Genomic DNA, 26,768 nt, shown 5'->3' with positions numbered 1-26,768 from the left:
CCCCGGGCTCCCCGACATGAACGAGGTCGTCGGCCGCGACGACCTGCTCCTGCTCACCCTGGACACCCTCCGCCACGACGTGGCCGTCGAGCTGGCCGCCGCGGGGCGCATCCCGAACCTGGCCCGCCACCTGCCCGGCGGCGCGTGGGAGCGGCGGCACGCCCCCGGGAGCTTCACCTACGCCTCCCACCAGGCGATGTTCGCCGGATTCCTGCCCACGCCCGCCGCGCCCGGACCGCACCCGAGGCTGTTCGCCGCGCGCTTCGCCGGCAGCGAGTCCACCGCGGGGCGCACGTACGTCTTCGACACCCCGGACCTGGTCTCCGGGCTCGCCGCGTCCGGGTACCGCACGGTCTGCATCGGCGGCGTCGGCTTCTTCAACAAGCAGGGTGCGCTGGGCGACGTGCTGCCCGGGATGTTCCAGGAGAGCCACTGGGAGCCCGCGTTCGGCGTGGCCTCCCCCACCTCCTTCGAGGCCCAGGTCGAGCGCGCCGAGCAGGTCGTCGCCGGGCTGCCGGCCGACCGGCGGCTGTTCCTGTTCCTGAACGCCTCGGCGCTGCACCAGCCCAATTGGTTCCACCTCCCCGGTGCCACCCGTGAGGCCGGGGACACCCGCGCCAGCCACGCCGCCGCCCTGGAGTACATCGACCGGCACATCGGCCGGCTCTTCGCCGCGATGAGCTCGCGGCGCCGCTGCTTCGCCATCGTCTGCTCCGACCACGGCACGACCTACGGCGACGACGGCTACACCGGCCACCGCCTCGCCCACGAGGCCGTTTGGACCGTGCCGTACGCCCACTTCTTCCTGGAGCCGTCCGCATGACCGCCCCCGCCCCCGCCGCCGCCCCCGTGCCGGTGACCGCCCCCACCGTGCGTCCGTACCAGAGCTACGTCTACGCCTACCCCCACAAGACCGCCTACCGGCCCCTGCCCGACCGGCCGGCCCTGCGCGACCTGTGGCGCGGCGAGGCCAAGGACGCCCTCTCGCTCTACCTGCACATACCCTTCTGCGAGGTCCGCTGCGGCTTCTGCAACCTGTTCACCCGCATCGGCGCCCCCGAGGGCCTCACCGGCCGCTACCTCGACGCGCTCGACCGCCAGGCCGCCGCCGTCCGCGAGGCGCTCGGCGACGAAGGCCCGGTCCGGTTCGCCAACGCGGCCTTCGGCGGCGGGACGCCGACGTTCCTCACCGCGCAGGAGCTCACCCGCCTGTGCGACATCGCCGAGCGGCGCATGGGCGCCGACCTGCGGGCCGTCCCGCTCTCCGTCGAGGCCTCCCCCGCCACCGCGACCGCCGACCGGCTGGCCGTCCTCGCCGAGCGCGGCGCCACCCGCCTCAGCCTCGGCGTCCAGAGCTTCGTCGACGAGGAGGCGCGGGCCGCCGTACGCCCTCAGCGCCGCGCCGACGTCGAGGCCGCGCTCGGCCGGATCCGCGAGGCCCGCATCCCGGTCCTCAACATCGACCTCATCTACGGCATCGACGGGCAGACCCCCGCCACCTGGCGCAGCTCCCTGGACGCCGCGCTCGCCTGGGCGCCCGAGGAGCTGTACCTGTACCCCCTCTACGTACGGCCGCTGACCGGCCTCGCCCGGCGCACCGCGCACACCGACCGGGAGTGGGACGAGCAGCGCCTGGCCCTGTACCGGCAGGGCCGCGACCACCTCCTCGCGCACGGCTACGAGCAGGTGTCGATGCGCATGTTCCGCCGCCCCGGCGCCGCCGCACCGCAGGGCCCCGACGACCACGCCTGCCAGACCGACGGCATGATCGGGCTGGGCTGCGGCGCCCGCTCCTACACCTCCGCCCTCCACTACTCCTTCGACTACGCCGTCGACATGGGCGAGATCCGGGCGATCATCGACGACTACACGGCGACGGCCGACTTCGGGCGGGCCGTGCACGGCCGGTACGTGGGCGGCGACGAGGCCCGGCGCCGCCACCTCCTGCAGTCCCTCCTCCAGGCGCAGGGCATGCCGGTGGCCGGCTACCGCGAGCGGTTCGGCACGCACCCGTACGAGGACTTCCCCGCCGAGCTCGCGGACTTCGCCGCCCGCGGCTGGCTGGAGGAGGCCTCGGAGCCCGGCGGCAACGGCGTGCTCCTGCGCCTCACCCCGGAGGGGCTGGCGCATTCCGACGCGCTCGGCCCGGCGCTCTTCTCGCCCGCCGTGCGCGCCGCGATGGCCGCGTACGCGCCGAAGTAGGCCGCCGCCCCGTGGACCTCACGATCCTCTACCGCGGCCCGCTCGCCTCCTGCGACTACGACTGCCCGTACTGCCCCTTCGCCAAGCGCCGCGACAGCCCGGATCGGCTGCGCGCCGACCGGGCCGCCCTGGAGCGCTTCACCGGCTGGGCGGCAGCGGCCGCCGACGACCGCCTGTCGCTGCTGTTCACCCCCTGGGGCGAGGGGCTGGTCCGCTCCTGGTACCGGCGCGCCCTGGTCGAGCTCTCGCACCGGCCGCACGTCGAGCGCGTCGCGATCCAGACCAACCTGAGCTGCCGCACCGACTGGCTCGCCGAGGCCGACCTCGACACGCTCGCGCTGTGGTGCACCTACCACCCCGGCCAGACGCCCTACGACCGCTTCCTGGCGAAGGTCCGGGACCTCGGGGACCGCGGCGTCCGCCACAGCATCGGCATCGTCGGCCTGCCGGAGAACCTCCCGCACGCCCGCCGGCTGCGCGCCGATCTGCCGGCCCACGTCTACCTGTGGGTCAACGCCGCCGAGGGCCACACGTACACGGACACCGAGGCCGACACCTGGAGCGCTCTGGACCCCCTCTTCCCGTACAGCCGCCACCCGCACCGCTCCGCCGGGCTGCCGTGCCGGACGGGGCGGTCGGTGGTGTCGGTGGACGGCGAGGGCACCGTCCGCCGGTGCCACTTCGTGCGCGCCGAGCTCGGCAACCTCTACGACGGCTCGTACCGGGCCGCGCTGGGCCCGCGCCCCTGCCCCCTGGCCGTCTGCGACTGCCACATCGGCTACGTGCACCTGGAGACGCTCCCGCTGTACGACACCTTCGCGGGCGGCATCCTGGAGCGCATCCCCGCCCCGGGCGTCCTGGCCCGCGCCGCCGAGCCCGGCGGTTGACATTCCCGGCGGCGGCGGATTACTTTGCGGATACTTAAGAGTATGAATCATCCAGCACATAAAGCACCTCTCGCCGCGCGCCCCGGCCCCGCCTCGGCGCCAGAAGAAGGACAGCCCGCATGAACCCCGCCGAGCACGGCGCCGCCGTCGCGGCCGAGACCGATCGATTCGTCGCCACGGTGAAGGCAGCGGATCTCACCACCCCGGTGCCGACCTGCCCCGGCTGGACCCTTGCCGATCTCACCCGGCACACCGGCAGCGTGCACCGCTGGTTCAGCGAGCTGCTGCGCCGGCGCATCCAGCAGCCGCCGACCAGCCGGGACGTGGACCTGCGCCTGCCGGCGGACTCCGACGGCTACCCCGACTGGCTGGCCGACAGTGCCGCCGAGGCGGCCGCGGTGTTCGCCGCCACCGACCTGGAGGCTCCGATGTGGGCCTGGGGCGTCGACCAGCACGCCCGGTTCTGGGTGCGCCGCATGCTCTTCGAGACCCTCGTCCACCGGGCCGACGCCGAACTCGCACTCGGCCTCTCGCCGCGCATCGACCGCACCCTGGCGGCCGACGGTATCGACGAGTTCCTCACCAACCTGCCGTTCGCGTCCCCCTTCGCACCGCTGACCGCCCAGCTGCGCGCGCCCCACCGGACGATCCGCTTCAGCTGCACGGACGGCGACCACGCCTGGGTGGTCGGCCTGCGGCCCGACGGCTTCGCCCTCGTGGCCGACGACGCCGAGGCGGACGCCACGGTCCGGGGTACCGCCGCGGACCTGCTCCTGCTGCTGTACGGCCGCCTGGACCGCCACAGCGAGGCTTTCGGGCTGCTCGGCGACCAGGAGCTGCTCGCCCACTGGTTCGCCCACTCCGCCTTCTAGGAGCTCCGGCTACGCGTGTTCCGGGGCCGCCGGGCCCCGGGACAACCGCTTCTGGAACCAGGCCACGTCCCAGAACCTCCCGAATTTCCGCCCGACCTCCTCGTAGACGCCCACGGGCCGGAAGCCGAGGCGTTCGTGGAGCCGCCGGGACGCCTCGTTGGGCACCGTGAGTCCGGCGAGCACCACGTGGACGTCCTCCTGCTCCAGCACCTCGAAGAGCGAGGTGTACAGGAGGCCGCCGATGCCGCGCCCCACGTGCTCGGGCGCCAGGTACACGCTGGTTTCCACCGAGGTCGCGTACGCCTGCTTCGGGCGGAACGCACTGCTGGTCGCGTAGCCGAGGAGCTTTCCGCCCTCCTCGGCCACGAGGAGCCGGTGCGGGCCGGAGTCGGGGTGGGCCAGCAGCCACGGCCGGCGCTGGTCCACGGTGAGCGGCTCGATGTCGAAGGTGATCGGCGTCTCGATGACGTAGTGGTTGTAGATCCGGGTCAGCTCTTCGAGGTCGCTCTCGGTACCGGGTCGGATCCGCGGGGCTGCGTCCGTGCCGACCTTTCCGTTCGTCGTTCTGTTCATCCGTGCGACCGTACGTCGCGCTCGTTACACCGCTGTTTCGCCCGAGGTCAGCCGTTCCACGAGGGCGCGGGAGATGGCGCCGCCCGCGCGGACGTCGTACCCCTCGTAGCAGGGCATGGAGTTGGCCTCCAGGAAGAACCACTCACCGGTGGCTGCCTCGATCTTGAAGTCCACTCCGAGGAACGGCACCCCGGTCGCGGCCACCAGGCGCCGGCACCCCTGAAGGATCTCCGGCGGCGGTGTGAGCGGGGTGTAGCGGTTGGTGCCGTGGGCCGTGCGGTAGTCGAGTTCGCGGGAGTCGATGAGCTCGCCGAAGGCGTGCTCGCCCACGACGTGGACGCGTACGTCCGGCCCGACGATCCGTTCCTGGAAGAGGGTCGGTGACCGCACGAGCCGCGGCAGGAGCCGTTCGTGTTCGGGCCGGAAGAGGGTCGCCCAGGTCTTGGCTGCACTGGCCCCCTTGAAGACCACGCCGTGGGAGCAGTCGCGGACGAAGGCCAGGGCGGTGGCGGGGTCGTTCGTGAGGCACGACCGCGGAATCCGCCAGCCGGCGACGGGTGCGAGGCTGACGGCGTGGAGCACCTTGCTGGCGTTCGACGCCTCGCGCAGCGGCGGGTTGAGCACCGGCAGGTCGACCGCCTCCAGCAGGCGGCACAGTGCCTGGTACTGGCCGTCGGCGCGGTGGGCCGACCGCGGGTCCGGGGCGGCGGCGGAGACGTTCAACGGCCGGGCCCACACGGCGCTGACCTCGGAGAGCGTGATCTCCGGCCCACCGTCGCCGGCCCGTACGCGGGTGGTGCGCAGGTCGTCGAGGGGGATGTGGAGGTCTCCGTACAGGGCGAGCGTCGGCAGGTCGACCACCTCGAACCGGATCGCGCCCTGGGCGAGTGCGCGTACGCCGTGGACGAACGTCGGATCGGCGGCCAGGCCGATGCAGAGGATCACGACGGGCCGGCCGGCAGCGCGTTCAGGACGGCCTCGAAGACCCGGTGTTCCAGGTGCGCGAACTGCCGGTGCACCGGATGGCAGGAGATGTCGAGCAGCCGCGTCCGCTCCCCTTCGGGCTGGACGACGACCACGGCGAAGGTGGCGCCGAGCGCGCGCAGCCGGGTCAGGAGGGGCGCGAGCCGGGCTCGGTGCCCGGGGGCGAAGGCTCCGGTGGGGTCCGAGAGGTCGAACTCCTCGTCGCCGGCCAGCAGGACGTGCCGGGTCCGCTCCGGGTCGAAGCAGGTGAACCGCAGGACCTCGGTCTCGTCGCCCTCCTCCTCGTCCTTGCCCTCGCCCTCGCCCCCGCCCTCGCCCCCGTGCTTTGCGGCGGTTCCGTGGCCGAGGAACGCCCCGTCGCGCACGCGGTTCACGTTGATGCGCTCGCCGGGGGCGGCCCGGGGCATGAGCGGTGGAACGGGCCCGGGTGCGGCCGACGTGATCGATGAGGGCGGCATGGCCATGCCGGGCAGGCCGGCGGCGGTGAGCGGGTCGAGGTGCGGTACGAAGCCGGCGGGCGAGGGGCGGTTGACCACGGGCCCGGGCCAGAGGGCCAGGACCGACCACCACACGGCGATGGACTCCGCGTACGCGAATGCCGCCTCGGCGGCGGCCGAGGGGCCGTCGGGGGCTTCCGGCGGCGGCAGGCCCCGGTGGAAGACGGCCCGGATCCGCTCGCCCGCCGTGCTCAACTCCACCCGCGGGGCGGCGTTCCGGTCGGCCGTCACCGTGACCGCCACCTCGCCGAAGCCAGTGGGCGCGACCACGCGGTGCCCCCTGCCCTCGGCGAACCTGCCGAACCTGCGGGCCGTTTCGTCATCCGGCGGGGCGAGAACCAGGATCGTCACCGCGTACTCCCGACTCGGCCGCTTCGGCCGCTCTGAGCGCGTGCAGCGCCCGGGCCAGCTGCCAGGCGTTCCGGGCGAGGTCCGTCGTCACGTCGGGGCGGGCCCCGGCGGGCAGGAAGGGCCGTGCGGGTGCCGCCTGTGCGGGGCGGGGGGCTTCCTCTTCCCGGGCCGGGTCCTCAGACACGGTCGTCGGCGGCCGCATGCGAGACTGGGCCGTCAGGAGACGGGGTACGGAGGATCGGCCCCCATTCGCCGGTGTCGCCGGTGTGCCCTGACGCGGGCGGGCGGACGCCTGCCGAGACGGCTGACCCTCGGTCGCTGTACTCGCCGTATTCGCTGCCTTCGCTGAATTCGCTGCGCTCCGTGGTCTCGCTGTTCTCGCTGCTTTCACTCCTTTCGCTTCCTTCGCTGCCCTCCTTCGTCTCACTGCCTTCGCTGCCCTCTTTCATACGGGTCAGGGCCGGCAGACCTTCGCCTCCCGGGGCCCCCTGCCCCGCCCCTGCCCCTGCCTTGAGGCGGAGGAACCGGCGGGCCGCGTCCTGGACCTCGCGGGGGAACGACTCGAAGGGCGGTACGGACGACGCGTTCGGCATGGCTGCCCCCTGGACGGGTCAAACATCTGATTACTCATCGTATTGCGCCGGCTACGCCTGTCCAGGGGTTGCGGGGCCCGACTGCCGTCCGGATCCAGGTGTGTGGGAAAGGGCGTGGGCAGGGGCGTTGGCCACGCCGAACGGGATGTGCACGCTCGGGGTGGCAGGTGCGGTCCCGTTCAGGTGGGAGACCTGGTCGTCGAAGAAGATGTGCGGGTCGAGGGTCTTCATGACCGCGGCCTTGTCTATGCCTCCGAGGAAGAAGGCGTCGTTGACGCGCAGTCCCCACTGTTTGAGGCTCGTCAGGGCCCGTTCATGGGTGGGGGCGTCCCTGGCCGTCACCAGCGACACGCGAAGGCGGGGGCGGTAGGCGGGGTCCTCCTGCCGCTCGTCCTCCTCCCGGCGTTGGATGCGGTTGATGCCCGCGAGGAAGTCCCTCAGCGGCCCCGGATCGTGGGCCGTGGCGGCGTTGCGGACCTCGTACGCGCGAAACCGGTCGATACCGTCCGCCTGGTAGATCTGCTCGGCGGCGTCATCGGCCAGCACCCCGTCGAAGTCGAAGGCGATACGGAGCTCGGGGTCGCTCTCGTCATCGGTGCGCGCCGTGGCGAGGACGTGTCCTGCGGGCAGCCCGTCGGCGACGGCGTCGCGGACGTCGGCTCCGTCGGCGGACAGGAACAACGACATGTTCAGCGCCGGCATGAACGGGTGCGAGGCCCGGCCTTGGCGGAAGACCGCCCGGCTGATGGGCAGGCCGTGTGCCTTGATCGAGCGCATGACGCGCATGCCGGTGTCCGGGTCGTTGCGCGAGAGGATGATGACCTCGACCAGGGGGTCGGCCTTGTCCGCGAGGTCGTTCAAGGACAGCAGGCGTCTGACGAAGGGGAAGGCCACGCCCTTGGCGAGCACGTCGTCCACGTGCTCCTCCTGGTACGCGCGATAGGCCTGCTCTCCTTGCTCCCTGAACACCGCATCGGAATCGGTCAGGTCGAACAAGGCGCTCGAGGCGATTCCCACCACCAGGCGCCCGGACAGGTCGTACCTCATGGCCCCTCCCGTACCCGCACGCACGCACGTGCTAGTCGGTTCTCCAGTCGATGGTTCCCGTCCCCAGTGCGATGCCTGCACGCGGGCGCATCGGATCCTCGGGGCCCCGGCGGGACAGCAGGACCACCTCGTGGACCGGGGCCGCCAACGTGCCCAGGCGGGCGGCGCACTCGGCGGCGAGGGGGACGGGGTCGCGGGTCCTGCCCAGGGAGAGGTGCGGTGTGAACCGCGCGTGCCGACTCCGGCAGCGGGGGAAGGGCTCGGCCAGTGCCTGCTGCAGCCGGGTCCACGGGGCCTGCCCCGCCGCGGCAGGGTCGAGCCACACGGTGCAATAGGCGCGGTGCCGGAAGTACCGCACTCCGCTGAGCCGGATCTCGAACGGCGCCTGCGCGGCGGCGGCCTCGGCGAGCAGCGGGGCGGCCGCCTCGAAGTCCGCCTCGGGCACGAACCCGAAGACCAGGTTGACGTGCGGGGGCCACCGCCGGATCTGCGGGTCGTGGACCCGCCTGATGCTCTGGATGGCTTCCCAGAGCGGGGCGGGGGGCATCCACGCCACTGCGGTCCACGGTGTGGGCTCCACGTCGAGCCGCCCGGCGGTACCGGGCGGGCTGCGCCGGGCTCCGTGCGCGTCCCTGTCTGCGTCCACACCTCATCATGCCGTCAGGGAGTGCGCGGAGCCGAGACTGCGCGGGGGCCGAAGACGCGCGTCACCCACAGGTCCAGCCGGGTGCGGAACTCCGCTGCCGAGGTGATGTCGCAGGCGGGGAGGCAGCCGGCGTCGGCGGAGCCGTCGAAGTAGTCCACGTCGGCCCAGCCGCCGCGGAACAGCACGACCGACAGCTCGGCTCCGGCCGGGCCGGTTATGAGGACACCGACCGAGTCGGGATCGTGCACGCGTGACCTGTCGGTCTCCAGGGACCGGGGCCAGGGGGCCGCGGCGTCCCTCCACGTCACCCGTGCCACGTCGAGGCCGGAGGCGCTCCACTGCTCGGCCCGTTCCGCCAGGGTGGCGGCCGCCTCGTCAAGATCGATGACTTGTTCCATGAGCGGATCATCCGTCATGGGAGTTCCTCTGCCGGGAATCGACCTGCTGGAGATATACCTGCCGGGGAACCGGGCCGGCAGCCGTGCTCGCGATTCCGACCGCCCTGACCTGCTGCCCCGGCACACCGGACTCCCTGGGATTCGACATGACCACTGCGCACCGCACCGGCACCGGCACCGGCACCGGCACCCGGCTCGTCGAGGGGTTCGGGCGGGTCACTCTGCGCCCGGTCGATCCCGCCCGCGACGCGGAGCTGATCCACGGCTGGGTCAGCGAGGAGCGGGCCCGGTTCTGGGGGATGGGCGGGGCGAGCCGCCGACTGGTGCGGGAGATCTACGAGGACCTCGACCGGCGGGACACGCACCACGCGTTCCTGGCCTCCCTCGACGGGGTCCCCGCCGCGCTGTTCCAGTCGTACGACTGCACGGCCGACCGGGTCTGCGAGTGCTACGAGGCCCGGCCGGGCGACATGGGCGTCCACCTGCTCATCGGCCCGCCCTCGGGGCCCGTCCGGCCGGGGTTCACCGGGGTCCTGCTGGACGCCTTCCTCGGCTGCCTCTTCGGCCTGCCGGGCACCCGCCGGCTCGTCGCCGAACCGGATGCCCGCAACGCCAAGGCCGTGGCCCGGCTGGAACGGGCCGGGTTCGTACGCGGTCCGGAGGTCGAGCTTCCCGAGATCGACCTCCCGGAGGTCCACCTGCCGGCGAAGCGGGCCCGGCTGCTCTTCCTCGACGCGCGGTCCCGGCGGTAGGGGGCAGGGGCTTCGGCTCAGTCGCCGGCGGTCTGCGGGCGGCGGCCCCACACGGTGAGCATGCCGGGGGCGAGTTCGGCCAGCCGGGGCGAGGCCAGGTAGGAGAGGGTCTCGTCGAGGGCCGCTTCGTCGAGGCGGCCCCCGGCCAGGAGGGCCGGGCGCATGCGCTCCAGGGTCTCGGTCCAGAACGCGGCCAGCGGGGAGCCCGGCGTCAGCGGCGGGCACACCAGCTCCGCGGCGACGCCCTCCAGGCCCGCGGCGCGCAGGAGGTGCGGGTAGGCGCGTACGGCGGCGATGTCGGTGCCGATCGTCTCCGCGAGGGTGCGCCACATGGCGTCCAGGGTGCGGCGGTAGGCGGAGGCCGTGTCCGCCGGGTCGGGGACGTCCACCGCGTCGCTGAGGACGAGGTGCCCGCCGGGCTTGACCAGCTCCGCGAGGCGGCCCACGAGCTCACGGCGCTCGGGCAGGTGCATGAGGACGAAGCGGGCGTGGACCAGGTCGAAGGCGCCGAGCCCCGGTTCGGCGGCGAGCCGGGTGATGTCGGCCGTCCGCACCCGCAGCCGCGGTCCGGCGAACGGGGCGAGGCGGTCGGTGTCGCGGTCCAGGGCGACCACCTCGTCGACGCCGGCTTCCTCGGCGAGCCAGCGGGCCACCGTTCCGGTGCCCGCGCCGACGTCCAGGCAGCGCCGGCCCGGACCGGCCCCGAGGGCGTACAGCCGTTCCCGGGTGAACGGGTCGTACACGAGCGCGGCGTGGTCGATGCGGCCGCCCTCCTCCGGGTGCTCGGGCCGGAAGAGGGCCTCGCCGTACCGGCCGGCAGCGCCGCCCGGCTCGGGGTGGTGCGGGGCTGCCGCGGACGTGTGCTCCTCGGGTGCTGGCGACACCGACGACTCCTTCCGCCCGGGGCCGGCTGCCCGGCTGCCCGGCTGCCCGGCTGTCTGGCGCTACCAGGGTGGCCGGTGCGGCGGCGGATCGTCGGTATTGCGCCGGGCGGGGGCGCGTCCGGGGGCGGCCGCGCCCTGCTGCCCCGTGCGCTACTGCTTGGCGTCCAGCGCCGCCACCAGCTGCGACAGGTTGCCGCCGACCAGGACGAGGGCCAGGTGGTCGTGGAAGTCCCGGGTGTGGACGATCAGGCCGTCGCGGACCCGCATCACCTGGATGTTGGCGGCCTCGACGGTCCGCCCGCTCTCCCGGTGGTGCACGTGGTAGTCCCACTCGGCGACGATCACCTCCGGGTCGTCGGTCTCCCGGATCACCACGTTCTTCGAGGTCAGCCGGAAGGGCAAGACCGCGGCGACCTGCGCGAACCGCTCCTGGAGGGCGGCCCGCCCCTCGAGGCGGCGCGGCCCGACCGGCTCGAAGACGGTTTCCACCACGGCGTCCTCGGCATAGAGCCGGGCCAGCTCCGCGAACCGCCCTTCGGTGATGCCGTCGAGCAGGCTCTGGAAGACCTCGCGCGGCGACCTTGTTTCAGACATGATCAACCTCCGGCAGACTCGGACAGGAGAATCGGACTAGCGACTCCGTTTCGATGGCCGACGATGACGATACGGACTGACGACTCCGGTTGTCCAGGGCGACTTCGCCACCGGCCGGCGGGGAAGGGGCAGAAGCAATGAACGGTGCTCAGGAGCGACCGCTGCGGGCGGATGCGGCGCGCAACCGGGCCAGGCTGCTGGACGCCGCCACGGAGGTGTTCACCACCCGCGGCGTCGGCGTGCCGACCGAGGAGATCGCGCGGGCCGCCGGCGTCGGGGTGGGGACGCTCTTCCGGCACTTCCCGACCAAGGAGGCGCTGCTGGAGGCGGTGATGGTGCGCAGGCTGGAGGCCATCGCCGCCCGGACCGCGGCGCTGGCCGCCGACGCCGAACCGGCCGAGGCCTTCTTCGACGCCTTCCGGCTGGTGATCGACCAGTCCGCAGGCAAGGACGAGTTCAACCGCGCACTCGCAGCGGCCGGCGTGGACGCACATGCGTCGCTGCAGGAGTCCAGCGCGGCGATCCGCGGGCAACTCGCCCGACTCCTGGCCGGGGCCCAACGGGCCGGGACGGTCCGCCGCGACCTGGAACTACCGGACCTGATCGCCCTGTTGGTGGGCACCACCGCCACCATGGAGCAGCTCGGAGGGGACGAGGCAGCCCGAGAACGGATCTTCGACGTGGTCTTCGCCGGGCTGCGGCCGCCGCGCTGACGGGTACAGTCCCGGCTGACCCATCGCAGCCGGGGGCGGGGCGGAATGAACAGTTCGGTCAGTGAGCTTTTTCAGAGTGGCCACTGATCGGGTGACCCAGGCCGAGTCAGAACGAGGACCGCAACGCACAGGGCTCCCGTGCCGTTGAGGGAGGCGTTCGAAGTCTCAACCCATCGGCGCAGGAGCCCTGTTGCTTCCCCATCCTGCCGCACTCGACCTGCCTCATGCTCTGGTCGAGTGGGTATCCAAGCTCATCGTCACCCGTGAGGGTGACCGCCGCTGCAAGCTGCCGCCCTGACGAGGCACATTGCCGTTCCAGGGTGAGGGCGGCTTGGCAATGGCCGTCCCACTGTGCCCGGCGGGCCCAGCCGAAGAGTTTCCAGGACTCAAGCGAGGGACACGGCGTCACCCTGGGGTGGCGAAGCTGAAAACGCTGGGTCAGATCGTGGTGGCCGTGCTCGGCATCGGCGGCACCCTCGCATCAGCCCTGCTCACCCAGCGCATCGCCAACCGCGCCAGGGACCGGGAGCCGGCGCACGCCCGGCAACTCCGGGCGGACGAGCGCGAGGAGGCCCAGATGGTGCTGCCCGACCCGGTGATGGCGGCGGCCAGCACCGTGAACCGCCGCTTCGGCGACCCGTACGGGCTCCTGGTGCGGCTCGACACCGCACCGCCGGGCAGGGCGAGGACGTGGAGGCGGCCCGGCAGGGCGCGGAAGGGCTGGTGCACGCGCTCTGGAGCATGCGGCACCTCGTGCGCGCCGACCTCGGGATCACGTCCGGGGACCCGGGCCGAGTCGGCCGGCCTACAGCTCCCCGACTTCCCGCGCGTTCGGCCAGGGCACCGTCGTCTGGGACGGGGCGTCGTAGTCGGTGCCGGGGACGTGCCACCCGTAGAGCCGGCCGACCTGCGTCCGGAACCAGTCGGTGTCGGCGAGTTCGGCCAGGGTGTCGGTGGTCGCGGCGGCCCAGCGTTCGTGGACGGCGCCCTGGACCTTGTCGTCCATCTCCCAGCCGTCGAGGCGGATCCGCTGCTCCCGGTCGAGCCGGAGCGGCGCCGCGCCGGTGAGCTGTCGCCACAGGGTGGCGGCCTGCCGGGCGGTGCTCTGGAAGTCGTCGCCGAGCACGGCGCGCAGAAGACTGGTGTAGAGGGCGACGGACGGGATGGCTGTCGATGCCTGGGTGACGGCCGCGCCGGCGACCACGGTGTGGGCCCGCCCGCCGAGCGGGGCCAGGTCCTGCTGAAGACTGCGCGCGGTGTCCTCCAGGTGCTGTTTGGCCGCACCGATGGTGCCGGCCCGGTAGACCGGTGCGGTCAGGTCCGAGCCCACGTAGGAGAGCGCCACCGTGTGGAAGCCGTCGTGGATGAGGTTCCGCTCCGCCAGGGCGTCGATCCACAGCTTCCAGTCGGCGCCGCCCATGACCTGCACGGTCGCGTCGCGCTCCGCGTCGTCGGCGGGCTGGAGTTCCAGGGAGCCGACGGATGGGGTGTCGCCGTCGAACTGCAGGGTCTTGGTCCGGTACGCGGCCCCCAGCGGCTTGATCACCGAGTTGTGGACCTCACCGGTGACGGGGTCGGTCCGGCGGGGCGCGGCGACGCTGTAGACGAGGTAGTCGACCCTGCCGTAACGGGTGGCGAGGTGCTCCAGTGCCTCCTCCTTGGCCGCGGCGGAGAAGGCGTCCGCGTTGAGGAAGGCGAAATCGCTGTCCGGGCCGGCGAGTGTCGCGGTGCGGGCGGTCCGGTACCAGCCGCCGGAGGCGGTGCGGCGCTCGGTCTCCGGGGCCTCGAAGGCGATGCCGAGGCCGCGCATGCCGTACGTGCGCAGCGCGGCGACCGTGGCGGCGAGGCCGTAACCGGCGCTGGAGCCGATGATCAGGGCAACCGGTGCCGCCGCGCCGGCCGGGCCGGTGCGTGCGGGGGTGCGCTGCCACAACTCGTCGACGACGGCTGCGCAGCCCTCGGGGTGGGCGTTGACGTACAGGAAGCCACGGTTGCCGGGCTTGATCTCGCGGAGAGTCATCGGTTTCCTTCGTGCGGGGTGGTGATCACCGACGGGCCTCCATCCTGTACCGCTCAACCCCCGGGTGGATCTGGCGACTTGTGTCAGCGTCCGCTCGGGAATCTTGTCGATGTCGTCCTCATCCGCGCGCTCCGTCCGCCGTCCCCCGTTGGGAGCACAACCAAGCGCTGCGGATCAGGGGCATGACAGCGCCACCGACCCACAAGTCCGGTCCCCGAGACGGCCGGACGGGCCGGCCCGGCCATTCAGATCATCCTTATTTATCCGGGTCTTTTTACCCAACCGAGATATTTGGGGGCGTGTCCGAAAACCTCCCCCGCACATCGGCCGAGAACAATGGGCGGTCGTCGAGAGCCAGTACGCACATAACCGAAGAGCAACCTTTCCCGGCCGTTCCTGCACTTGAATGCGGAAGGGGATCACGATTGCCCTGCTCCACAACCGACCGCGGCAAGGCCGCCGAGAACCGGAAACCGACACCGCGCAGCACCCGGCGCGCCTCCCGCTCTCTCACCGTCTTCCTCATAATCGCCTTGGCCAACGTCTCCGCCCCCGCCCCACCGGCCGAGGCGGCCTCCGTATACGGCGCCAAAGCGGTCGCCATCGCCGCCTCCAAGAAGGGCGCCCCGTACGCCTACGGCGCGACGGGGCCCAAGAAATTCGACTGCTCGGGCCTCACGCTCTACGCCTTCCGCAAGGCGGGGCGGCGACTTCCCCGTACTGCCGAGCAGCAATACCGGAGCACCCACCACATTTCGCGCCAACAGCGCGCTCCGGGAGACCTGGTGTTCTTCCTGACCGGCACCGCCATTGCCCACGTGGGCATTTACGCCGGCCAGGACAAGATCTGGCACGCACCTCGACCCGGCACCCGCGTACGGCTGGAACAGATCTGGACCGTGAACACCCGCTACAGTCGCGCCGACTGATCGGCGGCCGACCGGTTCACCGTCCGGGCCGGATCGGGGTGCTCGTCGCGCAGGAGGCAGTGCGCGACGAGCACCTCGGAGGGGCCGGGTCAGCTCCACTGCTCGTTCGCGAGGGAGCTGACCGGCTGCGGCTTGCCGATGACCGCCAGGGCGATGAAGAAGTTGATCTGGCCGATCGCGATGGTGAGGGTGGCCAGCGCCTTCTCGTCGTAGTGCTGCGCCACCTCGGCGTAGAGCTCGTCGGACACGCGCTCCTTGCCGTGCGGGGCCGGCTGCAGGGTGGCCTCCACCAGCGCGAGGGCGGCACGCTCGGCATCGGTGAAGTACGGGGCGTCCTGCCAGGAGGAGACGGCGGTGATGCGCTCCTCGGACACCCCTGCCTTGCGCAGGAAGCCGGTGTTCAGGATCGTCAGGTAGGTGTTGCCGACGATCTGGCCGGCGCGCAGGTGGACGAGGCTCATGGTGGTCCGCGGCACCGAGCGGTTGCCGGTGGCCCTGAAGAGGGCGGCGCTGATGTCGCTCAGCTCGGGCACGAACTCGGCCGGGTTCGGCATCCGGGAGATCGAGGAGTTCGCGTTCGGGTTCGCGTTCGGGTTCGCGTTCGTGTTCTCGTTCGCGTGCGTCATGGTCGGGGCTCCTTCGCATCGGCCTCGTGTCGGTGGCTTCACAGCACTGACGGACCGGCTCGCCCGGATGTGACAGGAGACAGAAGGTTTTTTCGCCCCCGGCCCGTCTCCCGCGAGGAGCAGGAGCCCGCGACCCCCGTGCGCGGGCCCCTGCTTCACCTCGCCTCCGGCGCATGGGCCGGGGGCGATCACTTCGATCAACACGCTAGGGCCGAAAGACCCCTTCGGCCGGGGGCAGTGCGCGCCAGTCGGGGGACCCTGCGCGCCGCAGGGGGACTTTCCGCGCCGTGGTGGGGACCCTCGGCGCCACACTCCAGTGATCATATTGAAATCGGATCTGGTCTATGCTCACCCGCTGTGGTCTCGCATGCGCACTCGGGGACGACCTCCTCCGCCCTCACCCGCCTGAACGTCAACGCCGCACGCCGACTCGGCATACCCCCGGCCGGATACGCGCACCTGCTGGGCCTCGCGCCCGAGCACCTGCACGACGACCTGTGCCGCACGCCGACCCTCACGAGCATCCGCATCGCGGAACTGATGACCGTGCACGCTCCGTGGACCGGGGTGGCCGGGGCGCTCGCCCAGCACGCGGGCATCGGCAGCCTCGGTGTCTGGGACTACCTGATCACCTCCGCGGCCACACCGCTCGAAGGGATCAGGGACGCGGCGGCCTGCTTCGCCGCCGTCGCCGACGTCGGTACGGACAGCCTCGCGATCAGCGAGGATGGGGACCAGATCACCATCAGCCACGTCAACGACGCGGATCTGGCGTACGAGGCCGCCTGCGCCGTGAACGCCGGTTCGCTCGCCGTCTACCACCTGCGGCTCTGCGAGGCCGCACAGCGCCCCCTCGTACCGCTGCGCGTCGCCCTGGCCGCCGAAGCACCCCGCCGGCACGGCGACCTGACGGAGCTGTACGGCACCCGCTCCATCGACTTCGAGGCGCCGGTCAGCTCGATCACCTTCCTCGCAGCCGACCTGACCGCGGCCTCGCCCCGCGCCCAGCCGGGTCTGTCGGCCGTGCTGCGAAGACACGCCGAGCAGATGCTCGCCGCCTCGATCCCTCTGCACGACTGGCTCGACCTCTTCCGCACTGCCCTGGCCTGCGTCCACGACGAGACCGCTCCGACGCTGCCGGCGGTGGCACGGCGCATGGCCGTCAGCACCCGTACCCTTCAGCGCCGCCTCGACGAGCACGGCACCACCTGGAGCAGCGAGGTCGAGGCCGTGCGCCGGGACCGCATCACCCGGCTGCTGCACGAGACCGACCTCAGCGTCGAGGCCATCGCCGCCCGCAGCGGGTACGCCGACGCCCGCGCCCTGCGCCGCGCGGTCCAGCGCTGGTACGGCACCACCCCGGCCGCCCTGCGCCGCACCGGCCGGCCGCGCAGCGGCGCGGGAGCGCCCTGAGCCCGCGAGCGGCGCCGCCCCGGGCGACTCCCCCGCGACAGCCGTTCGCTGCCCTGCCTCAGGCACGGGCCGAGCGGCTCCTGCCCTCGGCTCCTTGCGGGGCGGACAGGGACCGGGCCAGCGCCAGCATGCTCAGCCCGAACATCAGGACGCCCAGGGGGACATGGAGGGCGGCCATGCGCGCGATGCCCAGCACCACCTGGACGGAGGCGAGGAGGAGGAAGCCGGACGCGTACGCGATGGGGCGGGGCGATCCGCCGCCCGGCCGCCACGCCAGGACCGCGGCGAGCACGTACAGCATCGAGGCGCCGTACATCACGCGCGCTCCGATGCCGTGGAGGAGCTCCCCGTGGGAGGTGAAGAGCAACAGCCCTGCGCTGACCGCCTGGAGGAACAGGGTGAGGGTCTGCAGGGCGGTCGCGGCCTGCAGGAACGTGAAGCGGCTTCGCTGCTGTGCCATCGGCTGTACGGTCATGGCGCGGTCCCCTCTTCTGCCTCGCGGCATGGAATGCGGTGGTCTCTCGGTGGTCCGACGACGCAGGGCCGCGACATGTGAGGCGACGTGACGAGGGTCACCATGCGGTGCGGTGGTCCGGCGCCGCGGCGAGGCCGCACCGAACGGGAAGAACGAAGAACGAGGAACGAACACAGGGAGCGGCGGCGGGCATGAACACCCCATCCGAGGCGGGGCAGGAGCGGTCCGAGCCGGACCTGAGCACGGTCGTCGGCGAGCGGCGCCAGTTGACCAACCTCGCGTACCGGCTGCTCGGTTCGCTGGCGGAGGCCGAGGACGCCGTGCAGGAGACGTACGCCCGCTGGTACGCGATGCCGCGGGAGCAGCAGGAGGCCATCGCGACGCCCGGCGCCTGGCTGACGACCGTGGCCACCCGTGTCTGCCTGGACCTCCTCGGATCGGCACGGGCGCGGCGCGAGCGCTACGTCGGCGAGTGGCTGCCCGAGCCGCTGCCGGACCGTACGGAGTGGATCGGCGGGTCGGCGGGCGGCGGCAGCACCGAGCCGGCCGATCCCGCCGACCGGGTGACCCTGGACGAGTCGGTGAACATGGCGTTCCTCGTCGTGCTGGAGTCGATGACGCCGGCCGAGCGGGTGGCGTTCATCCTGCACGACGTCTTCCGCTACCCGTTCGCCGAGGTCGCGGAGATCGTCGGCCGGACGCCGGCGGCCTGCCGGCAGCTGGCCTCCTCGGCCCGTCGGCGCGTGAGCGCCGCGCAGGCCACGGCCGCCGCGCCGCCGGCCGGGCAGGCCGTGCGGGTGGTGCGGGACTTCAAGGAGGCCTGGGAGGCCAAGGACATAGGGGCCCTCGTCGGGCTGCTCGATCCCGACGCCCGCATGTTCGCCGACGGTGGCGGGCTGGTCGGCGCGGTCCTGCGCCCGGTCGAGGGCAGCGAGCGCATCGCCCAGTACCTGATCCACATCGCCGGCAAGGCACCGGGGCTGACGCTCCTGGAGCGGACGGTGAACGGCCGGCCGGGCCTGGTCGCCCAGCACGCCGGCACCACCGTCACCGTGGCGGCATTCGGCCTCGCCGACGGCCGCGTCACGCACATCTGGGCGGTCCGCAACCCGGAGAAGCTGCGCCCCTGGAGCACCGAGTAGCCCTGTCCCGGCCGTCGCCGCGTGCGGTCACCCGCATCGGTCGGCGAGGCCGGGCCGAGAGTGCGGCGAGAGGGTCGGGGGTGAGCATGAGCAGGCATTTTCCCCCTCCCTCCACTCGGAAAGAGAGAGCCCGTATGTTGTCCGTGCGCATGCGCCGACGCCTGACCGCCACCCTCGTCGGAACGCTCGTCGCCGGGGCGGCCGCCGCCGCTCCGGCTCACGCCAAGGACGGATCCACCCGCTTCGGGGAGAACACCGTCTCCATCGGGAACGTCGTGTTCGCCCCCAAGTCCGCCATCGCGGTCGACGTCACCTACTCCTGTGAGCCGCCGCAGAGCAAGGGCTGGGAGCCGCACTTGGGCGTCGTCTGGCGGCTCGCCGACAAGCGGGACTCGAACGTCCGCAGCCCGCGCGGGGGCGCCCAGGTCAACTTCCCCCAGCTGATCTGCGACAAGAAGCCGCATTCCGTGAAGGTCAACGCGCCCGCGATGTGGCCCGAGGACAGCCTGCCGTTCGGCAAGGGCGACCCGGTGCAGGTCACGGCCCTGCTGAGCCCGCCCGAGGGCGCCCCGCTGGCCGAGTTCGTCAAGGTTTCGACCCTCTGACACCGCGCGGCCGGCCGGGTCCCCTTCCGTCTCCCCGGCCGGCTGCTGCCGGTCCGCCCCCGGGGTTCAGGAGCCGGAGCCCGTGCGGGCCGCGTACCTGCCCCCGCGGGACGCCAGTTCCTTCAGGACGGTCGCGGTGCGCCCGGTGAGGGCGGCCGGCCGGAGGGTGTCGTCGGGCCGGGTGAACTGGGCCACCGCCCTCTTCCGTCCGAGGGTCACGGCCCTGGCGACGTAGCGCAGCGCGTACGGCTCCGGCGCGCGGCCCTCGGTGAGCCGGGCCAGGGTGTCGGCCGCGTGAGCCGCCTGGGGTGAGGCGATGGCGCAGGCGAAGCGGGCTCCGGGGACCGCCGCGCAGTCGCCGACGGCGAAGATGCGCTCGTCGTCGATGCTGCGCAGGTACGCGTCCACGAGCACGCGGCCGTCGGCATCGACCCGCAAACCGCTGCGCGCTGCGAGGTCGGGTACGCCCGACACGATCGCCCACAGGGTCAGGTCGCAGGCGTACGCCGCTCCCGACCGGAGGCGGACGGTGCCGCCGGCGGCGTCCGTGAGGGTGTCGTCCACGATGTCGACCCCCAGCCGCTCCAGACCGCTGCGGACGTGCCGGTGCGCACGGTGGGAGAAGACGTCGGCGACCCGGGCGCCGACGATCCGGACGCGGAGGTCCGGCCTCGCCTCGGCCACCTCGGCCGCCGTCTCGATGCCCGTCGCACCGCCGCCGACCACGGTGACCGTGCTGCCGGCGGGAAGCGCGGCGAGCGCCGCGCGGGCCTGCTCCGCGCCCTCCCAGGTGCCCACGGGGACCGTACCCGGCATCGGCCGGACCGTGCTGCCCACGGCGAGGAACGCGTAGTCGAAGTCGAGGCCCGTGCCGTCTTCGAGGGTGACGCTGCCGTCGCCGATCTTGGCCACGGTGCCGACCCGCGAGGTGATCCCGGCCCGCAGCATCGACGCGAGGGGCGTCGCGGCGACCGCGGTGCCCGCGACCTGCTGGTGCAGTCGTACGCGCTCCACGAAATCGGGGCGCGGGTTGATCACCGTGATCTCGGCGGTCCCCACCTTCTTGGCGATCCGGTTCGCCGCGAGCGTGCCCGCGTATCCGGCGCCCACCACTACCACCTTCATCGCCTTCGTCGCCTTCGTCGTCTTCGCCATCTTCGCCGCCTCCGCCGTCTTCGTGCCGGCCTCCCGTCGGGGCCGATCGGTCGCACAAGAGATGCCGGCCGGTCCGGCCCTGTGACATGCGGGGGCTGTGGCGCCCGTCACAGCCTGCCCGACGCTGTCACAAACGGGCGCGGGCCGGCGTCTTGTGGTGACGCAGCCGAGAGGCCGAGGAACAGGAGACACCGATATGACCGAGGACGGCAGCCGTCCCGACCCCGCCACCGAGGCGTTCGTCACCCACCGGAAACTGCTCTTCACCGTTGCGTACGAGATGCTCGGCTCGGCGGTGGATGCGGAGGACGTCCTCCAGGAGACGTGGCTGCGCTGGGTCGGCGTCGACCTCGACGCGGTGCGCGACCGCCGTGCGTACCTGGTCCGGATCACCACCCGGCAGGCCATCGGCCGGCTGCGCACGCTCGGCCGCCGCAAGGAGTCCTACGTGGGGCCCTGGCTGCCCGAGCCGCTGCTCACCGCGCCGGACGTCGCCGAGGACGCCGAGCTGGCCGACAGCATCTCGATGGCGATGATGCTGGTCCTCGAGACGCTCGGGCCGACCGAGCGGGCGGTGTTCGTCCTGCGGGAGGTCTTCGACCTCGGGTACGAGGAGATCGCGGAAGCCGTCGGCAAGAGCACGGCCGCGGTCCGGCAGATCGCGCACCGGGCGCGGGGCCACGTGGCCGCGCGGCGGCCGCGTGGTGCCGTCTCCCCGGCCGAGGCCCAGGCCGCGCTGGGGGCCTTCCAACGGGCGGTCGAGACGGGCGACCTGCAGGACCTGCTGGACCTCCTCGCGCCGGACGTGGTGGCGCTGAGCGACGGCGGCGGCATCAAGCAGGCCATGCCGCGGCCCACCGTGGGCGCCGAGCGGGTGGCCCGGCTGCTGGCCGCCGGGGTGGCGGTGTGGGGGCCGGTGGCGACGCTGGAGCGGGCACGGATCAACGGTCACCCCGCGCTGATCGTGCGGATCGACGGGGAGATCGACCTGGTGGTGGCCATGCGGATCGAGGAAGGGCTCATCACCGGCATCTACTCGGTGCGCAACCCCGAAAAGCTGACGCGCGTGGAGCGGGAGACCGCTGTGGGCCGGTGAGCCCGTGAACCCATGAGCCGGTGAGCCGGGCCACGGGGTCGCGGACCCCGCCGGACGTACCGCGTTCGCCGCGCCCGGTTCGGGGTAGGCGCCGCAGGTGAGCTACGTGACTCCCGGCAAGGAGTACTCCCGGGACAGCCGGTACATCGGCACGCGCATCACCGCCGACGGGCGGGACGGGTTTCCCATCGAGCCCGGCCGCTACCGGCTGGTGGTCAGCCGGGCCTGCCCGTGGGCGAGCCGGGCGGTGATCGTGCGGCGCCTCCTCGGGCTGGAGGAGGCGCTGCCGATGGCCATCGCCGGGCCCGTGCACGACGAGCGCAGTTGGTCCTTCGACCTCGACCCCGGCGGCCGGGACCCCGTACTCGGCATCGAGCGGCTCCAGGAGGCCTACCTCGCGCGGGACCCCGGCTACGACCGGGGCATCACGGTGCCGGCGATCGTGGACGTACCGACCGGCAAGGTGGTGACCAACGACTTCCCGCAGATCACGATCGACCTGTCGCTGCAGTGGAGGGCCCATCACCGCGCCGGTGCACCCGAGCTGTATCCGCCCGTGCTACGGCCCGAGATCGACGCGGTGAACGACGTGGTCTACCGGGACGTCAACAACGGCGTCTACCGGGCCGGGTTCGCCGGCTCGCAGGAGGCGTACACCGCCGCGTACGAGCGGTTGTTCGCCCGGCTCGACTGGATCTCCGCCCGGCTCACGCGCTCGCGGTACCTCGTGGGCGACAGGATCACGGAGGCGGACGTACGGCTCTTCACCACGCTCGTCCGCTTCGACGCCGTGTACCACGGGCACTTCAAGTGCAACCGGCACAAGCTGGCCGAGATGCCGGTGCTCTGGGCGTACGCGCGGGACCTGTTCCAGACGCCCGGCTTCGGCGACACCGTCGACTTCGACCACATCAAGCGCCACTACTACCTCGTCCATCAGGACATCAACCCCACCGGCATCGTGCCGGCCGGCCCCGAGCTGTCGGGCTGGCGCACCGCGCACGGGCGCGCCTGCCTGGGCGGGCGCCCCTTCGGGGACGGCACCGCACCCGGTCCCGTGGCCGCCGGGGAGCGGGTGCCCGACCTCTCGCACTAGTCGCGGCTCCGGCCCCTCCGCCCGGTCAGGCGTTCGCGGAGTCGGACCGGGCGGTGCGTGCGGGTGTGGTGATCGAGTTCCTCCAGCAGGCGCTGGGAGCGTTTGTCCACGCCGAGTTCGTCGAGCACCCGGTCGATCTCGGTGAGCAGCGCGCCGTGGAACTGCCACTGCGCGGGTTCCTCGTGAGCGGTGGTCCGCAGCAGTTCCGCGAGCCGGTCGCGGTGGTCGCGGGCCACGGCCAGCTCGGCGGTCAGGCGGGCCTCCGCCTCCTCCGCGTTGGCGGTGACCTGCGCGGTGATCAGCTGGGCGAAGCTCTCCACGGCGACGGCGGTGTGGCGCAGCACCTGGCGCAGCGCGGCCGCGGTCGCGGCGTCGAAGAGCGGGCGGTCGGGGCGGGCCTTGGCGAGGTCGGTCAGGGTCCGGCAGGCCACGCGCAGGACCACGGCGCAGATCTCCAGGGTGTCCAGGCCGGTCCGGAGCACCAGCCGGAAGAGCAGGCCCTCCCTGACCCGGGGGTTGAGCCGGAGGCTGTCCTCGGCCTGCCGGAGGGCGGCGTCGACCTGGGCGATGTCGTTGTCCAGCCGCCGTGCCTCGTGGAGGCGGGCCGCGGCCTGTTCGACCTTGGCCGGTCCGAGTGGTTCCTCGCCGAGGTGGTCGAGCAGGCGGCCCATGCGCCGGGCCAGGTCGGTGATGGCGGCGCCGGCGGGGCCCACCCACAGGGGCGGGGCCACGAGCAGGTTGATCAGGAGCCCGATCACCGCGCCGATGACCGTTTCGAGGACCCGGTCCCAGGCGGTGTCGGCCACCTGGGTGACGCCGAGGACGAGCATGGCGCTGATCGCGACCTCGGGGACGAACTCGTCCACGCGCACCAGGTGGCCCACGGCGAGGGAGGCGAGGATCAGCAGGCCGAGGCTCCACCAGGTGAGGCCCACCAGCGCGCTGAAGCCGATGGCGATCAGGACGCCGACGACCACGGAGTTCACCCGGCGGATGCTGGTGGTGAGCGTGGAGTACAGGGTGACCTGGACGACGAGCAGGGCGGTCAGCGGGGCGGTCAGCGGGCTCGGCTCGTTGCTGAGCCGGAGCGCGACCACGTAGCTGATGACGGCCGCCGCGGTGGAGCGCAGGGCCTGGACGGCGACCGGCTCGCGGCGGCTGCGGGCGACGCGGTGGGCGAGGCTGCTGATCATTTCCGGCATGTCCGGGCGCCTTCCCCCGGCGGCGCCGGACGACGCCTGGCGGAGCGTTTCTTTCGCCATTTGCCGGTACGTACGCCCCGGTCAGCCGTGCAGCTGCGCGCGCAGGTCGCCCAGGGTGCGCGTGAGCAGGCGGGAGACGTGCATCTGGGACAGGCCGATCTCGGCGCCGATCTCCGCCTGGGTCAGCTCCTGGCCGAAGCGCAACTCGAGGATCCGGGTGCAGCGTTCGTCCAGGTCGGCGAGGAGGGGCGCCAGGGCGTGCCGGTTTTCGACCATCTCCAGCTCCGGATCGGGGCCGCCCATGGACTCGGCAAGGGTGCGCGGGTCCCGTCCGGGTGCGGGCGGCTGGCCGGCGCCGCCCGCGGAGTCCCGGGGAGCGTCGAGGGATTGGGCGGAGTACCCGTTGGCCGCGACGAGGCCCTGGCGGACCTCGTCCTCGGGGAGGTCCAGGTGAGCGGCGAGTTCCGCCGGGGTGGGCGCGTGGCCCAGTACGGAGGTCAGCTCCTCCGTGGCCTTGGCCAGCTGCGAGCGCAGCTCCTGGAACCGGCGCGGGACCCGTACGGCCCAACTGGTGTCGCGGAAGTGGCGTTTGATCTCGCCCGTGATGTACGGCAGGGCGAGGGTGGTGAACTGCGTGTTGCGGTCGGGGTCGTAGCGGTCGATGGCCTTGATCAGGCCGATGATCCCGACCTGGACGATGTCCTCGTTCTCGGGGCCGCCGGGGCGGTCGCGGAACGGGCGGGCGGCGAAGTGCACCAGTGAGATGTTCATCTCGATCAGCGTGCTGCGCACGTAGCGGTACTCGGGGGTTCCCTCTTCGAGGCTCCGCAGCCGTGCGAAGAACACACGCGTCAGCTCTCGGGCTTCCCGGGTGGGCAGTTCGGAGGGGCAGGGCACGTCCGGCAGCCCGCGGAGGGCGGGGGCGTCTGCGACGCCCCCGGTCCCGGCGCGGGGGGTGGTCGTCGTCGGGATCCGGGCCTCGACTGCGGCCGTGGAAGTCATCGTTTTCGCTCCTTGGGCACGGGGGCTTGCGGTGCGTTTCGCGATTGCTCGCCGTGCGGAAGGCGTCCGTCCGGCTCTACAGACCCTGCCGCGCCGACGGACACACGTCAAGCAATACCGGAAAAGAAGTTCAGGATTGGCTTTTCGTGAGTCATGGCTCAAGAATGGCGGCGTGGAGAACGAGCACACGGGTTCCCGCAGGAACCGCTGGACCTTCCTGACCAATCACGCCCGGGTTCTGATCGCCATCGCGCGCGACCCCGGCGTCCGGCTGCGCGACATCGCGGCGGTCTGCGGCCTCACCGAACGCACCGTGCAGGCGATCGTCACGGACCTGGAGGCGGACGGGTACCTCACCCGGACCCGGGACGGCCGACGCAACCGCTACGTCATCGCCCCCGGCGCACGCTTCCGCCATCCCGCGGAGGCCGACCACGAGATCGCCGGACTGCTGGCGTACCTCGCCGGCCCGCTCACCATCCCGCCGGGGCCCGCCGTCGATGCGGTGCAGGAGGCGTCCGGCGGCGAGGCCGCTCCGCACGCAACGGTGTAGCCGCACGCCACGACGTGGCCGCACGCAGCGGTGCAGCCCCACAGCGCGCCCACCTCGGATCCGTTTCGGCCGGGGCGGGGCGGGTAGCCGCGCCTGCGACCAACCAACCGATCCTCTGATGAGGAGGCAACTCGTATGGGTGGCATAGGCGGTTGCATCACCTTGATCGTGGTGGGGGCCACCCTCACCTTCGCGAGCGACTGGCAGATGGACGGCGTGAACCTCGACGTGGTCGGGTTGATCATGATGGGCGCCGGACTGCTCGGGCTCGGCGTGTACGCGAGCGTCCTGCGACGGCGGCGTGCCGCCGCGCTGCCGATCGTGGACGAGACCCGCGACCGGACCTGACGGGCCCGCTCCGCCGCGGGCGGATCGCAGGCCGCGGCCGGCCGCGGCCCGTCGGCCGCGGCCGGCCGTGGTGCGGGGCGGTCCCGCCCCGCCTCACACCTCCTGGCGGCGGGTCAGTTCGGCCTGGCCGAACAGGAGGGCGTATCCCTCGGGCAGGGCGCGCAGGATCCGCGAGAGGAGATCGGGACCGGCCAGGCGGGCGACGACCGACAGGACGGCGCCGGTGTCCCAGCGGGCGACGGCCGGGCTGATCCCGTGGCGGACGGCGAGGTCCTTGACGAAGCCCCAGCCGGTGCGGCGGTCCGCGTCGGGCACGGCCGCGGTCAGGGCCAGGGCCGCTTCGAGGGGGAGGCGGGCGGCGAGGTCGGCGCGTACGTCGCCGGTCAGCTCGCGGCCGAGGGCGGACATCACCCGGCGGACCGTCTCGTCCGCCCGTTCGATGGTGGGGTAGGCGCCTTCGTAGCGGACGGTCTCCAGCATCCGGTCGTAGCCGGGGACGGGTGCCTGCCGGCGGACGGCGGGCTGGTCGTACATGGTGAAGCGGCCTTTCGTCTCGTGGGGTCTGGACAGGGCGGAGGCGGGCGGGCCGGCGCCCGAGCGGGCCCCACGGCACGCACCACCGCCCGGACTGCCGGGCGGTGGTGCGTGGCGGGCCGGACTCCGGCGCCGGGTCTGCCCTCGATCAGCTGCTGAGCTGCTTGCGGGCGCCGTCCCCGATCGCGATCTTCCGCGGCTTCGCACGCTCGGCGATCGGGATGCGCAGGGTCAGGACGCCTGCGTCGTAGTCGGCGTCGATGTGCTCGGTGTCGAGGGTGTCGGCCAGCATGATCTGCCGGGAGAAGACGCCCAGGGGCCGCTCGGAGAGCTCGACCTGGGCCTGGTCCGACTTCGCGACGGGCCGGCGCTCGGCCTTGACCGTCAGCATGTTCCGCTCGACGTCGATGTCGATGGCCTCCTTGGACACGCCCGGGACATCGAAGGCGATCACGTAGACGTCGCCGTCTCGGTACGCGTCCATCGGCATGGCGGAGGGCTTGGACCAGGTGCCCGGAGCCAGCAGCTGCTGGGTGAGGCGGTCGATCTCACGGAAGGGATCGGTGCGCATCAGCATGG

General features: G+C 72.7%; 32 protein-coding genes and 1 pseudogene. 15 read left to right on the top strand and 18 right to left on the bottom strand.

The window, feature by feature from the left end:
- Positions 1–16: 16 nt before the first annotated feature.
- From ABZ924_RS13645 to ABZ924_RS13630, 4 genes are all read left to right on the top strand, one after another.
- Positions 17–823, top strand: a complete 807-nt coding sequence (locus ABZ924_RS13645) for an STM4013/SEN3800 family hydrolase (RefSeq protein WP_361907862.1) — start codon at positions 17–19, stop codon at positions 821–823.
- Positions 820–2,202, top strand: a complete 1,383-nt coding sequence (locus ABZ924_RS13640) for an STM4012 family radical SAM protein (RefSeq protein ID WP_361907823.1) — start codon at positions 820–822, stop codon at positions 2,200–2,202. Before ABZ924_RS13645 ends, ABZ924_RS13640 begins: the two co-directional genes overlap by 4 nt.
- A gap of 11 nt (positions 2,203–2,213) precedes the next feature.
- The gene (locus ABZ924_RS13635) at positions 2,214–3,089 is read left to right on the top strand and encodes an STM4011 family radical SAM protein (protein WP_361907821.1); all 876 of its coding nucleotides are present in this window, start codon (positions 2,214–2,216) and stop codon (positions 3,087–3,089) included.
- 119 nt (positions 3,090–3,208) lie between these two features.
- Positions 3,209–3,961: a maleylpyruvate isomerase family mycothiol-dependent enzyme gene (locus ABZ924_RS13630; protein ID WP_361907819.1), complete on the top strand. Its 753-nt coding sequence runs from the start codon at positions 3,209–3,211 to the stop codon at positions 3,959–3,961.
- A gap of 9 nt (positions 3,962–3,970) precedes the next feature.
- Here the strand turns inward: ABZ924_RS13630 and ABZ924_RS13625 are convergent, their stop codons facing one another.
- From ABZ924_RS13625 to ABZ924_RS13595, 7 genes are all read right to left on the bottom strand, one after another.
- Positions 3,971–4,534, bottom strand: a complete 564-nt coding sequence (locus ABZ924_RS13625; protein ID WP_361907818.1) for an N-acetyltransferase family protein — start codon at positions 4,532–4,534, stop codon at positions 3,971–3,973.
- A gap of 24 nt (positions 4,535–4,558) precedes the next feature.
- Positions 4,559–5,479, bottom strand: a complete 921-nt coding sequence (locus ABZ924_RS13620; protein ID WP_361907816.1) for a hypothetical protein — start codon at positions 5,477–5,479, stop codon at positions 4,559–4,561.
- Positions 5,476–6,366, bottom strand: coding sequence for a hypothetical protein (locus tag ABZ924_RS13615; RefSeq protein ID WP_361907814.1), 891 nt, complete (start codon positions 6,364–6,366; stop codon positions 5,476–5,478). Before ABZ924_RS13615 ends, ABZ924_RS13620 begins: the two co-directional genes overlap by 4 nt.
- A gap of 176 nt (positions 6,367–6,542) precedes the next feature.
- Positions 6,543–6,815, bottom strand: coding sequence for a hypothetical protein (locus ABZ924_RS13610; protein WP_361907812.1), 273 nt, complete (start codon positions 6,813–6,815; stop codon positions 6,543–6,545).
- A 195-nt stretch (positions 6,816–7,010) separates the two neighbouring features.
- Positions 7,011–8,006 (bottom strand): 5'-nucleotidase, encoded by a 996-nt coding sequence (locus tag ABZ924_RS13605; RefSeq protein ID WP_361907810.1) that lies wholly within the window; start codon positions 8,004–8,006, stop codon positions 7,011–7,013.
- 31 nt (positions 8,007–8,037) lie between these two features.
- Positions 8,038–8,652 (bottom strand): 2'-5' RNA ligase family protein, encoded by a 615-nt coding sequence (locus tag ABZ924_RS13600; protein WP_361907808.1) that lies wholly within the window; start codon positions 8,650–8,652, stop codon positions 8,038–8,040.
- A gap of 14 nt (positions 8,653–8,666) precedes the next feature.
- Positions 8,667–9,068 carry a hypothetical protein gene (locus tag ABZ924_RS13595; protein ID WP_361907806.1) on the bottom strand — a complete coding sequence of 134 codons (402 nt, stop codon included), beginning with the start codon at positions 9,066–9,068 and terminating at the stop codon, positions 8,667–8,669.
- Positions 9,069–9,196: 128 nt separating this feature from the next.
- Between ABZ924_RS13595 and ABZ924_RS13590 the strand changes: the two genes are divergently transcribed.
- On the top strand, positions 9,197–9,802 hold the full coding sequence (locus ABZ924_RS13590; protein ID WP_361907804.1) for a GNAT family N-acetyltransferase: 606 nt from the start codon (positions 9,197–9,199) through the stop codon (positions 9,800–9,802).
- 17 nt (positions 9,803–9,819) lie between these two features.
- Here the strand turns inward: ABZ924_RS13590 and ABZ924_RS13585 are convergent, their stop codons facing one another.
- Together ABZ924_RS13585 and ABZ924_RS13580 are read right to left on the bottom strand one after the other, a co-directional pair.
- On the bottom strand, positions 9,820–10,686 hold the full coding sequence (locus ABZ924_RS13585) for a methyltransferase domain-containing protein (protein WP_361907802.1): 867 nt from the start codon (positions 10,684–10,686) through the stop codon (positions 9,820–9,822).
- A 150-nt stretch (positions 10,687–10,836) separates the two neighbouring features.
- Positions 10,837–11,280, bottom strand: coding sequence for a nuclear transport factor 2 family protein (locus ABZ924_RS13580; RefSeq protein ID WP_361907800.1), 444 nt, complete (start codon positions 11,278–11,280; stop codon positions 10,837–10,839).
- Positions 11,281–11,417: 137 nt separating this feature from the next.
- Here ABZ924_RS13580 and ABZ924_RS13575 point away from each other — a divergent pair, with 137 nt between their 5' ends.
- Positions 11,418–11,993 carry a helix-turn-helix domain-containing protein gene (locus ABZ924_RS13575; protein ID WP_361907798.1) on the top strand — a complete coding sequence of 192 codons (576 nt, stop codon included), beginning with the start codon at positions 11,418–11,420 and terminating at the stop codon, positions 11,991–11,993.
- A 190-nt stretch (positions 11,994–12,183) separates the two neighbouring features.
- Positions 12,184–12,288 (top strand): annotated as a pseudogene (locus ABZ924_RS13570) (IS5/IS1182 family transposase); the annotation flags it as partial.
- Between the two features lie 143 nt (positions 12,289–12,431).
- Here ABZ924_RS13570 and ABZ924_RS13565 read toward each other — a convergent pair.
- Positions 12,432–12,722: a hypothetical protein gene (locus ABZ924_RS13565; RefSeq protein WP_361907796.1), complete on the bottom strand. Its 291-nt coding sequence runs from the start codon at positions 12,720–12,722 to the stop codon at positions 12,432–12,434.
- 76 nt (positions 12,723–12,798) lie between these two features.
- Complete coding sequence (fabV, locus tag ABZ924_RS13560) at positions 12,799–14,013, bottom strand: enoyl-[acyl-carrier-protein] reductase FabV (protein ID WP_361907794.1); 1,215 nt, start codon at positions 14,011–14,013, stop codon at positions 12,799–12,801.
- Between the two features lie 533 nt (positions 14,014–14,546).
- On the opposite strand from fabV, the gene ABZ924_RS13555 reads away from it, so the two are divergent.
- Complete coding sequence (locus tag ABZ924_RS13555) at positions 14,547–14,942, top strand: C40 family peptidase (protein WP_361907792.1); 396 nt, start codon at positions 14,547–14,549, stop codon at positions 14,940–14,942.
- 89 nt (positions 14,943–15,031) lie between these two features.
- Here ABZ924_RS13555 and ABZ924_RS13550 read toward each other — a convergent pair whose 3' ends face one another.
- Entirely contained in the window at positions 15,032–15,496 is a 465-nt protein-coding gene (locus ABZ924_RS13550; RefSeq protein WP_361907861.1) for a carboxymuconolactone decarboxylase family protein, read from the bottom strand.
- Between the two features lie 429 nt (positions 15,497–15,925).
- On the opposite strand from ABZ924_RS13550, the gene ABZ924_RS13545 reads away from it, so the two are divergent.
- Positions 15,926–16,981 (top strand): helix-turn-helix domain-containing protein, encoded by a 1,056-nt coding sequence (locus ABZ924_RS13545; RefSeq protein ID WP_361907790.1) that lies wholly within the window; start codon positions 15,926–15,928, stop codon positions 16,979–16,981.
- 58 nt (positions 16,982–17,039) lie between these two features.
- Here the strand turns inward: ABZ924_RS13545 and ABZ924_RS13540 are convergent, their stop codons facing one another.
- Positions 17,040–17,456, bottom strand: a complete 417-nt coding sequence (locus ABZ924_RS13540) for a hypothetical protein (RefSeq protein ID WP_361907788.1) — start codon at positions 17,454–17,456, stop codon at positions 17,040–17,042.
- 191 nt (positions 17,457–17,647) lie between these two features.
- On the opposite strand from ABZ924_RS13540, the gene sigJ reads away from it, so the two are divergent.
- Entirely contained in the window at positions 17,648–18,598 is a 951-nt protein-coding gene (sigJ, locus tag ABZ924_RS13535) for an RNA polymerase sigma factor SigJ (RefSeq protein ID WP_361907786.1), read from the top strand.
- A gap of 149 nt (positions 18,599–18,747) precedes the next feature.
- The gene (locus ABZ924_RS13530; protein ID WP_361907784.1) at positions 18,748–19,203 is read left to right on the top strand and encodes a hypothetical protein; all 456 of its coding nucleotides are present in this window, start codon (positions 18,748–18,750) and stop codon (positions 19,201–19,203) included.
- Between the two features lie 66 nt (positions 19,204–19,269).
- Here ABZ924_RS13530 and ABZ924_RS13525 read toward each other — a convergent pair whose 3' ends face one another.
- Positions 19,270–20,358: an FAD-dependent oxidoreductase gene (locus ABZ924_RS13525; RefSeq protein ID WP_361907781.1), complete on the bottom strand. Its 1,089-nt coding sequence runs from the start codon at positions 20,356–20,358 to the stop codon at positions 19,270–19,272.
- Between the two features lie 196 nt (positions 20,359–20,554).
- On the opposite strand from ABZ924_RS13525, the gene ABZ924_RS13520 reads away from it, so the two are divergent.
- Positions 20,555–21,454, top strand: a complete 900-nt coding sequence (locus ABZ924_RS13520) for an RNA polymerase sigma-70 factor (protein WP_361907779.1) — start codon at positions 20,555–20,557, stop codon at positions 21,452–21,454.
- Positions 21,455–21,551: 97 nt separating this feature from the next.
- Entirely contained in the window at positions 21,552–22,550 is a 999-nt protein-coding gene (locus ABZ924_RS13515; protein WP_361907777.1) for a glutathione S-transferase C-terminal domain-containing protein, read from the top strand.
- On the opposite strand, the gene ABZ924_RS13510 is transcribed toward ABZ924_RS13515, so the two are convergent.
- Together ABZ924_RS13510 and ABZ924_RS13505 are read right to left on the bottom strand one after the other, a co-directional pair.
- Positions 22,547–23,752: an aromatic acid exporter family protein gene (locus tag ABZ924_RS13510; protein WP_361907775.1), complete on the bottom strand. Its 1,206-nt coding sequence runs from the start codon at positions 23,750–23,752 to the stop codon at positions 22,547–22,549. The genes ABZ924_RS13515 and ABZ924_RS13510 overlap by 4 nt on opposite strands.
- Before the next feature lie 81 nt (positions 23,753–23,833).
- On the bottom strand, positions 23,834–24,754 hold the full coding sequence (locus ABZ924_RS13505; RefSeq protein ID WP_361907773.1) for a SigB/SigF/SigG family RNA polymerase sigma factor: 921 nt from the start codon (positions 24,752–24,754) through the stop codon (positions 23,834–23,836).
- A 172-nt stretch (positions 24,755–24,926) separates the two neighbouring features.
- On the opposite strand from ABZ924_RS13505, the gene ABZ924_RS13500 reads away from it, so the two are divergent.
- Both ABZ924_RS13500 and ABZ924_RS13495 read left to right on the top strand, forming a co-directional pair.
- Entirely contained in the window at positions 24,927–25,307 is a 381-nt protein-coding gene (locus tag ABZ924_RS13500; RefSeq protein ID WP_361907771.1) for a helix-turn-helix domain-containing protein, read from the top strand.
- A gap of 135 nt (positions 25,308–25,442) precedes the next feature.
- Positions 25,443–25,655: a hypothetical protein gene (locus ABZ924_RS13495; protein ID WP_361907770.1), complete on the top strand. Its 213-nt coding sequence runs from the start codon at positions 25,443–25,445 to the stop codon at positions 25,653–25,655.
- Positions 25,656–25,748: 93 nt separating this feature from the next.
- Here ABZ924_RS13495 and ABZ924_RS13490 read toward each other — a convergent pair whose 3' ends face one another.
- Together ABZ924_RS13490 and ABZ924_RS13485 are read right to left on the bottom strand one after the other, a co-directional pair.
- Complete coding sequence (locus ABZ924_RS13490) at positions 25,749–26,189, bottom strand: DUF2267 domain-containing protein (protein ID WP_361907768.1); 441 nt, start codon at positions 26,187–26,189, stop codon at positions 25,749–25,751.
- A gap of 148 nt (positions 26,190–26,337) precedes the next feature.
- Positions 26,338–26,766 carry an Hsp20/alpha crystallin family protein gene (locus ABZ924_RS13485; RefSeq protein WP_361907766.1) on the bottom strand — a complete coding sequence of 143 codons (429 nt, stop codon included), beginning with the start codon at positions 26,764–26,766 and terminating at the stop codon, positions 26,338–26,340.
- Positions 26,767–26,768 lie beyond the last annotated feature (2 nt).

Origin of the sequence: Streptomyces sp. NPDC046876 (genome assembly GCF_040645035.1) — a bacterium.
Classification (GTDB): Bacteria; Actinomycetota; Actinomycetes; order Streptomycetales; family Streptomycetaceae; genus Streptomyces.
Note: the sequence above shows the minus strand (reverse complement) of the source record. Positions and strands in the feature narration are given on the sequence as shown.